The following is a 12,841-nucleotide window of genomic DNA, read 5'->3' as shown; positions in this document are numbered from 1 at the left end:
GACGCACCGTTGTTCAGCGAGCCGGCCGCTGGTTACGGTGTTCGTCGAGGACGGGCAGCGACGGTCCAATGTTTGCGCGTGTCGACATCTGATTTCGCGTCGACGGTTCGGGCATCGGGCGGCGGCGCGATGGATCGCATCGGCTCATGAAGCACGCGGGCTCGAGCGTCGAGTCCGCGCGAAGCTGCCGAGGTTGCCAGTAACAATTTCTGACTTCTGCAATGACGGTCGAGGCCCGCCTTGTCGCTTATCGAATGAATTAAAGAATCGGCGAAACCACGCCGATAACGGGGCTGCATGTCCGATCGAGACCAACCGGCCTCGCCACGAAATGCGACAGCAAGTGCGTAAGCGTATGCGCGCTCCGATGGACGTACGACCGTGTCCGAGGCGTGGTGGGCCGCGCCGACGACCGACTTATCTATGAGCATTCGAAATTTTCCGGTATCAAAGAAGCTGGCCATCGCTTTCGGCGCCGTGCTGGCGATCCTCGTGCTTCTCGCAAGCGTGAGCTACAGCAACCTGTCGCGCTTATCCGAAGCCGTCGCGTGGAACGACCACTCGTATAAGGTCCTCGAAGCGGCCGACGAGGCGACACTCTCCCTCGTCAATATGGAAACCGGCCTGCGCGCATTTGCGGTCAGCGCCGACGACGAGGTTCTCGCGCCGCTCAACTCGGGCAAGCAACGCTTCGCCGAGCGCTTCGAGCGACTGCGCTCGCTGACCTCCGACAACGCGCAGCAGCAGGCGCGCCTGAAGGTGCTCGGCGAGCAGGAACAAGCCTGGTACGCGACCGTTGCGGAGCCGATGATGGCAACGCGCCGCGCGGTCGCTGCCGGCAACGGTTCGCTCGACGAGTTCGCCCGCAACTTCAAGTCGCAGTCCGGCAAGGCGCAGATGGACGGAATGCGGGCGACGCTGCGCGAGTTTCGCGACGCAGAGGCCGCGCTCCTGACTCAGCGCAGCGATGAAGTGCAGCACCTTCGTTCGGTGACGGTTGCCGTTCTCGCGGTCGGCACGTTGATCGCCGTGGCGCTCGCCTCGATGCTCGGTCTGTGGCTGACCCGCGCCATTTGCGTTCCGCTGCGTCGCGCAGTGGAGGCCGCCGACGGCATTGCGAAGGGCAACCTGACCGCGCGCATCGAAGCCGACAGTGAGGACGAGCCCGGCTTGCTTCTGGCCGCGCTCGCTGCCATGCAAGCCAACCTCGTGAACCTGATGACCCAGATTCGCACGAGCTCCGATTCGATCGGCACCGCATCGAGCGAAGTGTCGGCCGGCAACACCGACTTGTCGCAACGCACGGAAGAGCAGGCTGCATCGCTCGAGCAGACGGCGTCGAGCCTCGCGGAGCTGACGAGCACGGTTCAGCAAAGCGCGCAGAACGCGAGCCAGGGCGCTCAGCTCGCAGAGAACGCGGCAGCGACCGCGCAAACGGGCGGCGAAGTCGTGGGGCAGGTCGTGTCGACGATGTCCGAGATCTCGGAGAGTTCGACGCGCGTGGCCGAGATCATTGCGGTCATCGAAGGTATCTCGTTCCAGACGAACATTCTCGCGCTCAACGCAGCGGTCGAGGCCGCGCGCGCCGGCGAGCAAGGCAGGGGCTTTGCGGTCGTCGCGACGGAAGTGCGCACGCTCGCTCAGCGCAGTGCATCGGCTGCGAAGGAGATCAAGGCGCTCATCGAGACGTCGGTCGACAAAGTGACGGCGGGCACGCAGCTCGTCGATCAGGCGGGAGACACCATGAAGGAAATCGTCACGTCGATTCAGCGTGTCAACGACATCATGAGCGAAATCTCCGCCGCGACGCACGAGCAAAGCCGGGGCATCGAGGAGATCAACCGGGCGGTCGCGCAAATGGACGACGTGACGCAGCAGAACGCTGCGCTCGTAGAACAAGCGGCTGCTGCGGCGACGTCGCTCGACGATCAGGCGCGTCGGCTGGGATTGGCCGTGTCGGCGTTCAAGACGCACTGAGCGCGAAACAACGGTTGACTTAGGGCGACTGAGACGGGCGCGCATTATGCGCCTGTGTCAGTCGCCCTTTTTCGTGGAGCGTCGAACGCGCCGCCGTGTTTGCGGCGACTCTTGCGCCACATCAGGCTGGCGCATGTCACGCGAGGACGACGAATAGGCCGATCGAGCTCGCCTTATCTACCCACTTGCCATTGCAGTACCGGGTGCGATACGCCCGGGATGAACGTCCATGTCCCGCCCGGCGCGAAGTTCCACGTCGGCCCGAAGCTGGATGCCGTGCTCATCTGCGCGGTCGTGAGGCCGTTGGCTGCCGGGATCGGCGTCCCGTAAGCGGCACCGAGGCTCTGGCCCGACACTTCGCGGTCCCAGTAGACGTCCTTGGCGACGTTGCCTGCGTTGGTCGACGTGATGCCACCCGTACCGCCCGGCGGCAGAACGGGGGGAATGCTCATCGCGGCAAACGACTCCTCGATCCTGCCGCCGTTGTACTCGGTCAAGCCGCCGTCCGTCACGCCGCTTCCGACGCCGGTTGCGTATGACTGCCTAATGATACCGTCGGCCCCGTTCTCGGCCGCGATGCCACCCACGTGAGAATGCGACCCGCCGGTGTACTCACCACTCGACGACGACTGCACGATCAGGCCCGAGTTCGACAGCGCGATGCCGCCCATCCCGCCTTGCGCGTACATCGACACGCTGCTCGTCGCACGCGACACGGTGCCCGTGTTGTCGCCCACTACGCCGCCGATGGCGCCCGCGCCGATATCCTCGGTCAGCATTCGGCCTTTCACGCTGACGTTGGCGATCAAGCCGGCCGACGTCCCCGCGAGCAGCCCCGCGAGCGTTCCCCCCGGCGAAGCGTAAGCGTTCGTCAAGTTCACGTTGCGTACCACGCCGGATGCGCCGATCGTGGAGAAAGTGCCCAGAGGCGGGGACTCCGAGGCCTCGGTGGTGTAGAAGGAGATGCCGTCGATGCTATGCCCGAAGCCGTCGAACTGGCCGGTGAAGCCGTTGGTGTTGCCAAGACCGATCGGCGTGAAAAAGCCCGTCGAGGACAAGTCCTTTCCTAGTGCGTAATTACCGGCGAGGTTCTGCGATATGTTCTCCAGTTCACTGATCGAGTTGACGAGCCGATAAGCGGTCACTTGCGTCTTGAGTCCGCTAAACGGCACGGCGGTCCACGCGGCGTTCGCGCGCACGGTGCCCGGCGTGTACTGACCGTTCGAATCGTAGAGCGCGGCGACGAAGCCGGTGCTTCGTGACCAGTCGATAGTGCCCGTGTTCGTGATACTGCCGTGGTTGTCGACACCTTTCGAATCGGCGCGCAGCGTCAGGTTGCCCGCGCCCGTGTTCGATAGCGTGGCGACGGGTCCGATCAGAATCGAGTGTCCGGCGTTCAGCGCGAGGGATGCGGCGCCCGTCCAGCGCAGGGTCGAAAACATATTGATGTCGCTGTCCGCGTTGATCGTCACGGACGTGCCGCTCGACAGGCTGCGGGACAGCGCCGCCGCGTTGTGCGGTCCCGCGTTCAGTTCGCTTACGCCGATGTTCCACTTCGACGCCGTCACCGTGCTGTGCTCGAACTCCATCGTCTTGCCGATGGTGTCGACTGTGCCGCCCGTGCCGTCGCTATTGCGCGCGTCGATGCTTTCATGCTGCTGCACATCGCCCTGACGAGCGACGAGCCACACGTGGCCATCGCGCGTGGCGGTGCCGGTCGCGCGCAAGGCGGCGTGACGTCCGGCGAGGGCGTAGACGTTGCCATCGGCCGCTTCCAGATGGACCTGCGCGGCGCGAATGGTGCCTCCGTTGACGACATCGCCCACGCTACCCGGCTGCACAAAGACTTGGGTGCCGGATGCCGAGTCCTTCAACAAGACTTGCTTGCCGGTGACGAGTTCGGCGGTTCCGTTGGGCGCAGCGATACGTCCTTCGTTTTCTGTGCGAGAAATCGAAATGAGGAACACATCGCCACCGCTCGAACTGATTCGGCCGAGATTGACCACGGATGCGTTGCTCGTGCCCGACAGAGTCAGCGGACCCCCCGCCATGAAGCCGGCGTTCGACGTATCGAGCGTAGAGGCGACGAAGCGGCCGCCGGTCGTGACGACGCCTTGCCGTCCGATCAGCACGCCATGCGAATTGATGAGGTAAAAGCTTCCGGTCGCGCTCAGGTTCCCGTCGATGGTCGAGATGTTGGAGCCGGTCACCCGCGACAACGTAGCGCCGGAGCCATTGACGACCCTCACGCTATTGCCTGCGCCGATGGAAAAGCTGTTCCAGTCGATGACGCCCCGAGCGGAGTTTTGGGTAATGGTGATCTGATCCGGACACGACGCGATGCCGCCTGATCCCGCGACAAAGCGGCCGTTCTGCGGCAACGGGCCGGCCGCGAAGGCGACGGGCGACGACGCGCATGTCAGGAAAACCAGCATCGTAGTCCTGGACAGACGATGACGACAGCCGAACGCAGCGCGCATAAGACCTCCCGTTGCGTAGCACAACGAATCTAATGCATCATGGTTAAGCATAGGCCGCGATAAGGAGAATGCAATGCGCGCGTAAGCCCGTTCTATGCACGGACGTGCGCTTCTGATGTTGTAACGTCCGACGTTTGATCTGCGGCAATCTGACGCGCGTCCTTCGCTCGCGATCGTCAGTCGATGCGCAAACGTTCGCACGTATGCTTCGGCGTCCAGTCGTCGGCTGGCAATCCACGCGGCATGGTCGCGTCCATGAGAATGAGCACCAGCCAGTGCCCTTGCTCTTTGCCGATGCCGGTGAGGAGCATGGGCTCTCCTGGCGCAACGATGACCGGCGGCGCGCCCGGCCGGCCGAGCTGTTCGCCATGCGGCGTTTCGAGGCACTGAGCGCCGCTCAGAACAAACCACGCTTCGGTGCCCGGATGGCGATGGATCGTGGACTGCATGCCGGGCTTGAAATTTCCTTCCATGTAGGTGGCCATCAAGGAACGGGCTTGGGGAAGTGTCAGCGGGCCGACATCGGCAATGTGTTCGCCCGTTGATGATCGCCAGGACTCACCAGCGATCGTGAAAAGCCAGATGGTCCCGAGAATTTCGACGACCGTTCCATTCGTAGTCTTTGCCGCTTGAGCCGATGAACGGTCCGTGAACCGATCGATATGCCAGAAGATCGGACCGTCCGGTAGCTTTTGCAGATGCTCTTCGGCATGGACAAAGCAACCGTACTCGGTAGTCCGTTCATTCACCGGGATGCATGCGCCGCCCGTTTGCGCGAACAGGTAAGCCGGCGGCGCCAGTCCGATCACAGCAACGCTGATCACGCTTGACACGACAGCCGCTGCTCTGACGATGCGCTTCTGGAATGTCGGCAAGCTTCGCATAGATGCCTCACTCCGCGAAAATGGTATGTACTACTGTGCGTATCTTAGACCGCAAATTCGTTTTGGCAAGCAGCGCGCGGCCGGTGTTCGATTCGTCAGTGCGGCATGCGTGCGACGCCGTACGCAGGCATTCATCAGCGCGAATGCGTGCACTCAGCGTCAGACCACATCTGTTCAAAAAAATGCACGAAAAGGGCTAAAGATTCTACGTCGTGGGCCGATAATGCGACGAGGCAAACCCGGAGTGATCCGGCGACGCAAAGCTAAAGGGACTCACGCGTGATTACGAGTGAGTTTGCCAGTTGCCCGCCACGAACGGCGGGCCAATCGACGGCGGCAGCAATGCCCGTGTCAGGAGGCGAAATGCAAATCAATCGGGCGTTCTTGAAGTGGGGGGCTGCTCTCGCGGCGGTCATGGTGAGCGGCGCGGCGCTCGCGGCAGGCAGTACGGGCGGGTCGGGCACGTCCCTGAGCCTCGTCGTGCCATCGTATTTCTACCCGGGCAAAACATCGGCGGACTGGAACAGTCTCGCTGCGTCTGCGAGCAAAGTAACGACCACTGCGATTCTGAATCCGAATAGCGGACCGGGCACGAGCGCGGATGCCAATTACGCCGCCGCCGTCGCCAAACTCCACGCGGCGGGCGGGAAGGTCATAGGCTACGTATCGACGTCTTACGCGAAGCGGTCTTTGTCCGCGGTCGTGGCCGATATCAATATGTACGTGAGCCTCTATAACGTCGATGGGTTCTTCATCGACGAGATGACTTCAGATAGTCAGACCTCGAATGTTCAGTTCTATCAGTCTGTCTATAACTACATCAAGGGACTGAAGTCTACTTATTCGGTCACGGGTAATCCGGGCACCACTATTCCCGAGATCTACGCAAGCTTGCCGACGGCGGACCAGTTCGTCGTCTTCGAAGGCAACGCAAAGAATTACGCGAAATTCCAGCCGATGGCCTGGCAAGCAGCGTATCCAAAAAGCCGCTTCGTGCACATCGTCTACAACGCAAGCGCGGCGCAAATGCCGGGCGTATTGGCATATGCGAGGACGCATGGCGCAGGCGGCGTATATGTGACGTCGCTGACCTTGCCGAACCCTTATAAGGGCCTTCCTGCATACTGGAACGATGAAGTGTCCAACGCCGTGGCGCAGTGAGAGAGGCGCGGGGACGGGCGGAATACTCGCACGCGAATCCTCGTTCCTGCCGAAGTGGAGTGCGGCGTGATAGGCTGCGCTGTCCTCGCGGCTACCGCGCACGGACATGTCGCGCGTCTCGCGGATGCGGTCAGCGCTTCGTCAAGTCCGAGAGCGAAGTGCAACCCGACCCGCGCGCAAGCGACAGATACGATCGCATGACGCCCATTTTCGAGGGGCTGTACGCGCACGCGCAGCAGTTCTAGGACGATCTCCACGCGCTCGACGCACGCGCGTTCGCAGCGCAAGCACGACAAGGATAATCAGGCTTTGATCAAGGCAATCTTGTGGGACATGGACGGCACGCTCATCGAGAGCGAGTCGCTGCATCTGGCGACGCTCGTCGAGGCGCTCGCGCATCACGGCGTGCAGGCGGGCCATGAGATGCATCCGCTCGTCTTCGGCAAGACCGGGCGCGAAGTGCATGCGCTCGTTCGCGAACGATTCGGGCTGACGGTCGATTTCGGCGAGTGGTCGGCGTTTCGGGCGCGGGCGTATCTGAACGGCGCACCGAAGCTCACGCCGCGTCCCGGCGCGCTCGAGGTGTATCGCGCGGCGAAGGCGGCCGGCATCACGCAGGCGATCGTATCGAACGCATCGCGCATGTTGCTCGAAGCGAACCTGCGCGCGCTCGGGATCGAAGATCCTTCGCTCATCACGGTCAGCGTCAACGACGTGCGTCAGGGCAAGCCGAGCCCGGAGCCCTACGAACGCGCAGCGTGGCTTTTGCGGCTCGCGCCGGAAGAGGTCGTCGCGGTCGAGGACAGTCCGACCGGCGCGCTCGGTGCGATCGCCGCGCACATGCGCGTGATCGGCTGGCCCGCCGACGATGAAGCCGCTGCGCTCTTTCCCTCCGAAGCGGACATCGTGCGCTCGCCGGATGAACTCGCGGCGAAGCTCGGGCTCCCCTCTGAGGCGTTGCGATAGAACGGTGACGTCGGGCCGCAGTCGGCGCAGCCTCTAGGAAGCTTGCGTCATGACGGCCCATGTCCGCCAACATGGTCGATACCGCTGGCATGGCTGCGCCGCATGAGCGCGTTCAAGCAGGCCATGCTTAGCGAAGCGTCTGCGTGACGAAACGTCAGGCCTTCGTTGAAGTGCAATCGCTTGCATTGCGTCCGACACCGCTTCGGCGCTCGAAGACCTCAACGCCAGGCTCAGTGTCCACGCGCCCGGCATCATCAAGGCAGTCGGATCGCAGCCGGACATGCGGCGCGGCCATCATCCTTCATCGTGTGAACCAACGTTAGTCGTTCGCCACTCCATTCTGTCCCTTCGGCGCCAGCCAACAGCGTTCGCACGCTGCTCCCACGCTCGTAAGCAGGGTTATCCCCCATCCGTCGAAACTCGGAAACATGTAATCATATATATGAATTTGAGGGGGAAAGATTATGGAAGCCGATGACCGCTTGCCGCGTTACCAGCGCTTGCGCGACGAAATGGTAGCCCTGATCGCGGGTCGTCAGTGGCGACCGGGCGAAGCGATTCCCACCGAGCAGGCGCTTTCGCAAAGCTATGGCCTTGCCGTCGGTACGGTCAGGAAGGCGGTCGATCTGCTCGTGGCTGAAGGTCTTCTCGAACGATTCCAGGGCAGAGGGACATTCGTACGCCGCGCGAACTTCGACGGTTCCCTGTTTCGCTTCTTCCGCTTCCAGACCCGACAAGGCGAACGCCGCATCCCGGAGAGCCGGATCTTGCGCCGCGCGGTCGTCGATGCGCCGTCCGCCGTCGCCGCGACGTTGCAAATTGCACGGACGGCCCGCGTGATTCAGATGTCCCGTCTGCGGCTGATCGACGGCGTGCCGATGCTTGCCGAAGAAATATGGTTGCCCTACGCGCGCTTTGCCGCGTTCGCGAAGATGGACTTGCAGGAAATCGGTGATCTTCTGTACCCGGTGTACGAGACGCAGTGCAACCAGATCGTGGCGTCGGCCACGGAAACGCTGACGGTCGAAGCCATCGGCTCACGGCACGCGAGACTCCTGAACATCGAACCGGGCGCGCCGGCCGTCGTCATCGAACGTCTTGCATTCGGCTACGACCGGCAGCCGCTGGAATGGCGCCGTTCGCGTGGTCCCGCCAGCGAGTTCATCTATCAAGCCGAGATCCGCTAGTGATCGCGCGCTAACGCAAGCACGTTGTTCTGATTACAACCGGCGACGGAGACGGCATGTTCAACTGGTTCAAAGAAATTTCAGGCAATGAACGCAGGACGTTCTGGGCGTGCTTCGGCGGATGGGCGCTCGATTCGCTCGACGTGCAGATGTTCAGCCTCGTCATTCCCGCGATCATCGCCGAGTGGTCGATCAGCCGCACGCAAGCGGGACTGGTGAGCGGCGTCACGCTCGTTGCATCGGCGCTGGGCGGATGGATCGCGGGCATGCTGTCCGACCGGTTCGGACGCGTCAGAACACTGCAATGGACTGTCGCGTTCTTCTCCGTTTTCACCTTCCTGTGCGCGTTCGCGCAGAACTATCCGCAGTTTCTCGTGCTGAAGACGTTGCAGGGTTTCGGCTTCGGTGGCGAGTGGGCGGCAGGCGCCGTGCTCATGGCCGAGACGATCCGCAACGAGCATCGCGGCAAGGCGATGGGCAGCGTGCAGAGCGCATGGTCCGTCGGCTGGGGCGCAGCCGTGCTGCTGTATGCGCTGATGTTCTCGCTCGTGCCCGCGGCCACGGCATGGCGCGTGATGTTCGCAATCGGCATCGTTCCTGCGCTTTTAATTCTGTACGTCCGGCGCGGCGTGCAGGAGCCGCAAGCGCCGGCGCGATCGTCATCATCGTCGCAAGCGACGCGTGACACCGGCATCTTCTCAGCGGGCATGCTTCGCATGACGTTGATCGGCGCGTTGCTAGGCGTCGGCGCGCACGGCGGTTATTACGCTCTGATGACGTGGTTGCCGACGTTCCTGAAGAGCGAGCGTCATCTGTCCGTGCTCGGTACGGGCGGCTATCTCGCCGTCGTGATCGTCGCTTTCTTTTGCGGATGCCTCGTCAGCGCGCAATTGCTGGATCGCATTGGTCGCCGAAGAACCATTCTCACGTTCGCGATCTGCTGCGTGATAACGGTCGTCGCCTATGTGTCCCTTCCGCTCGGCAATACCGCGATGCTGTTCTTCGGCTTTCCGCTCGGTTTCTTCGCGGCGGGCATTCCAGCGAGCATGGGCGCGCTGTTCAACGAACTGTATCCGCGCGGCGTGCGCGGCACGGGCGTCGGGTTCTGCTACAACTTCGGTCGCGTCGTGTCCGCGGGATTCCCTGTGCTCGTCGGCCATATGTCGGCGAATATGTCGCTCGGTACGGCAATCGGCATCGATGCGGGCCTCGCCTACGCCATCGTCGTGCTATCTGTGCTGATGCTGCCTGAGACGCGCGGCCGCGTGCTGGGCGAAGTCGCGGCGAGCGCGGAGGACTCGCGACCGCTCGCTCACGCTCCAAGGCACTGAATGGCCGGCCATTTACGCACGGCGTCGAAACCATTGATGAGGAAAGACCCATGCTCCCCGAGTCGGAGACAGACGTGAGCCGTCGAAAGGATGCGCATCGTCGATCCGGGATCGCACCAGTGGACGCGCATGCTCATGTCTTCAGGCGCGGTCTTCCGCTCGCCGAGCATCGCCGCTATGCGCCCGATTACGACGCGCCGTTGCATGCGTACCTCGCTCAACTCGACGCGCATGGGATAGCGCGCGGTGTGCTCGTGCAGCCCAGCTTTCTCGGCACCGATTGCGGCTATCTTATCGACGCATTGAATAGCGCGCGCGACAGGCTGCGTGGCGTCGCCGTGATCGAGCGCGATTGCGATTTGCCCACGCTGACCGATATGGCCGAAGCGGGCATCGTGGGCATCCGGCTGAATCTGATCGGGCACGCCGACAATTCGCTGGACCACTGGGTCAGCGCGCGCACGTTGGCTCATGTGCGGGAACTCGCGTGGCATGTCGAAGTGCACGCGGAAGCAGCAAGGCTCGAAGGCATCGTCGCGCCGCTTCTCGAAGCGGGCGTCAACGTCGTCGTCGATCATTTCGGCAGGCCCGATCCGGCTCTCGGCGCGAGCGATCCAGGCTTTCGCCGTCTGCTCGAATTCGCTCGATCAGAGCGCGTGTGGGTCAAGGTATCCGGGGCATACCGCAACTGGCCGAACCACGATGTCGTCGAGCGCGAGGCGCGCAAAGCATTCGATCTCTTGCGGGAAGCCTTCGGCCTGCATCGCCTGATGTGGGGTAGCGACTGGCCTCATACGCAGTTCGAGAAGTCCGAGCAAACGTCGAGGTCGCTGGACCTATTGCACGCGCTGATTCCGGACCCGGAAGAACGCAACGTCGTGCTGACGCATACGCCGGCGAGCCTCTACATGTTCGACGACGAGGCCGCGAATCAGTAATCGCGCCTGACGTTCCCGACAAAGCCGCGCCGCTCCTCTGGCAACACACTTCGAACCGAAGATAGATTAAATGACTCCTCTAGACATCGATTTATTGCTTACTGCGCTTTTCAGCGTGCTCGTGTTGGTCGCGCTCATCGTGTCGCGCATCAAGATGCATCCGCTTCTCGCGTTGCTCGTCGTATCCATCGGCGTGGGCTTTGCCACCGGCATGGAGCCGGGAAGCATCGTCAAGCATCTGACGAACGGCGCGGGAAAGACATTGGGCGCGGTGGGAGTAGTCATCGCGCTGGGCGCGATGCTCGGCAAGATCCTCGCCGATGCGGGTATCACTGAGCAGATCGCCGAAGCCATGCTAAGGCGCGCCTCTGACCGGATGATTCCGTGGGCGATGACGCTCGTGGCGTTCGTCGTGGGCATTCCGATGTTCTTCGAAGTGGGGCTGGTCGTCATGCTGCCGCTGATCTTTAGCGTTGCGCGCAAGCTGGAAAGTCACGCCCGATTCAAGGGCTCGGCTTATGTGTACGTCGGTGTGCCGGTGATTTCGGCGCTGGCCGCCATGCACGGCATGGTCCCGCCCCATCCGGGGCCATTGACCGCTATCGCCACGCTCAAGACTTCGGTCGGCCCTACTATGGTGTACGGCTTTCTGGCGGCGATTCCAGCGATGGTGTTGGGAGGACCGCTCTATGGCGCGTTCATTTCGCCGCGCATGAGCACGAGGCCTGATCAGAGCTTGCTGGATCAATTCACCGTCGTCGAAGAGGGCGGCGCCGACCGGCGGCCTTCCGTCGGTCTCGGCGTGCTGGCGGCCTTGTTGCCTGCCATCTTGATGCTGGTTCATGCTGTCGCTGAAATGGTCTTGCCGAAGGGTTCGCCGACGCTGCATGTGGCGAGCTTCCTCGGCAATCCGCTGATCGCGATGTTGCTAGGCGTCCTGTTCGCCGTGACGACGTTGGTCCTCGCGCGAGGAGGCGATGCCGAGAAGCTGCGCCACGCGCTCGGCGCGAGTCTCAAGCCGATTGCGTCCATCATCATGATTATCGCGGGAGGCGGCGCGTTCCAGGAGATGCTGACGAGCGCAAAGGTGGGCGAGGCCATCGTGCATCTGACGCAGCACTTCGCCTTTCCCCCGCTGATTCTTGGCTGGCTGATCGCCATGGCGCTTTCAGTCTCGACCGGGTCGGCGACGGTGGGTATCGTCGGCGCGGCGGGTTTGCTGGCCCCGCTTGCGGGAGCCGATCCGAGTCTCAACTTGCCGTTGCTGGCCTTGTCGATTGGCTGCGGTTCGCTGTTCTTCAACTATGCGAACCACGCCGGTTTCTGGATGGTCAAGGAATCGTTCGGCATGACGATGGGCGAAGCGACCAAAACGATCTCGGTGGTTCAGTCCATCGTGGCGGTGGTCGGTCTGATCATGGCGCTTGTATTCAATGCGGTTATCGGTAGTCACTGAGTTTGGCTCACGTGCAACACGCTACGCGAAAAGACGTAGCGTGAGTTCAACACCGCGCCGCTGTTCATAAGAAGTACGAAGCATCCAGGCTCGAACGAACACCATCGAAGGGTCGTGAGACGCTTAGGCTCGTGCATAGCGGGCTGGAAAAGCGCGGTGTTTCGTCTATTCATCCGCTCGCTCCACGTTTGATCGTCGTTCATCGTTCACTTGGTGCGGGCTCGCCGAGACGCACTCGATCACGAGACCGATCATTCGCCCGCAACGTCCACCGCAACGTCCACCGCAACGACGACCGTTTGCACGTCGCGAAAACCGCCCGCAAACAATCAAGCCCCATTTCAGCACTAATTACCGCACGAGAGCGTTTGCGCACGCTGTGATACCCTGCACTCCGTGCGACGGCCCTCTGTGTGCGTGAAGGATCGGGAACAAATTACCGGTCTCGTGTTTAGACATCA

At 62.4% G+C, this 12,841-nt stretch carries 9 protein-coding genes and 1 riboswitch; of the genes, 7 read left to right on the top strand and 2 right to left on the bottom strand.

Translation table 11 applies throughout. The annotated features are described in order from the left end of the window. Positions 1-423 precede the first annotated feature (423 nt). Positions 424-1,977, top strand: coding sequence for a methyl-accepting chemotaxis protein (locus tag HWX53_RS27955; RefSeq protein ID WP_175943408.1), 1,554 nt, complete (start codon positions 424-426; stop codon positions 1,975-1,977). 173 nt (positions 1,978-2,150) lie between these two features. Here HWX53_RS27955 and HWX53_RS18280 read toward each other — a convergent pair whose 3' ends face one another. Together HWX53_RS18280 and HWX53_RS18275 are read right to left on the bottom strand one after the other, a co-directional pair. Continuing rightward, positions 2,151-4,412, bottom strand: a complete 2,262-nt coding sequence (locus tag HWX53_RS18280) for a filamentous hemagglutinin N-terminal domain-containing protein (RefSeq protein ID WP_175943406.1) — start codon at positions 4,410-4,412, stop codon at positions 2,151-2,153. A 221-nt stretch (positions 4,413-4,633) separates the two neighbouring features. Then, a complete protein-coding gene (locus HWX53_RS18275) occupies positions 4,634-5,341 on the bottom strand; it encodes a hypothetical protein (protein ID WP_175943404.1) in 708 nt (235 codons plus the stop codon). A 222-nt stretch (positions 5,342-5,563) separates the two neighbouring features. Then, positions 5,564-5,651, top strand: a riboswitch (cyclic di-GMP riboswitch). Between the two features lie 53 nt (positions 5,652-5,704). On the opposite strand from HWX53_RS18275, the gene HWX53_RS18270 reads away from it, so the two are divergent. The 6 genes from HWX53_RS18270 to HWX53_RS18245 all read left to right on the top strand — a co-directional run bounded on the left by HWX53_RS18270 (position 5,705) and on the right by HWX53_RS18245 (position 12,380). Further along, positions 5,705-6,502: a spherulation-specific family 4 protein gene (locus HWX53_RS18270; protein WP_175943402.1), complete on the top strand. Its 798-nt coding sequence runs from the start codon at positions 5,705-5,707 to the stop codon at positions 6,500-6,502. 309 nt (positions 6,503-6,811) lie between these two features. After that, positions 6,812-7,468, top strand: coding sequence for an HAD family phosphatase (locus tag HWX53_RS18265; protein ID WP_175943400.1), 657 nt, complete (start codon positions 6,812-6,814; stop codon positions 7,466-7,468). A gap of 461 nt (positions 7,469-7,929) precedes the next feature. Further along, a complete protein-coding gene (locus HWX53_RS18260; RefSeq protein ID WP_175943994.1) occupies positions 7,930-8,655 on the top strand; it encodes a GntR family transcriptional regulator in 726 nt (241 codons plus the stop codon). A 56-nt stretch (positions 8,656-8,711) separates the two neighbouring features. Continuing rightward, positions 8,712-9,986: an MFS transporter gene (locus HWX53_RS18255; RefSeq protein ID WP_175943399.1), complete on the top strand. Its 1,275-nt coding sequence runs from the start codon at positions 8,712-8,714 to the stop codon at positions 9,984-9,986. Positions 9,987-10,036: 50 nt separating this feature from the next. Continuing rightward, on the top strand, positions 10,037-10,924 hold the full coding sequence (locus HWX53_RS18250) for an amidohydrolase family protein (protein WP_175943397.1): 888 nt from the start codon (positions 10,037-10,039) through the stop codon (positions 10,922-10,924). 70 nt (positions 10,925-10,994) lie between these two features. After that, entirely contained in the window at positions 10,995-12,380 is a 1,386-nt protein-coding gene (locus HWX53_RS18245) for a gluconate:H+ symporter (RefSeq protein ID WP_175943395.1), read from the top strand. Positions 12,381-12,841: the final 461 nt, after the last annotated feature.

The sequence above is a fragment of the Caballeronia sp. BCC1704 genome (assembly GCF_902833455.1).
GTDB lineage: Bacteria > Pseudomonadota > Gammaproteobacteria > Burkholderiales > Burkholderiaceae > Caballeronia.
This window is presented reverse-complemented; position numbering and strand designations above follow the sequence as displayed.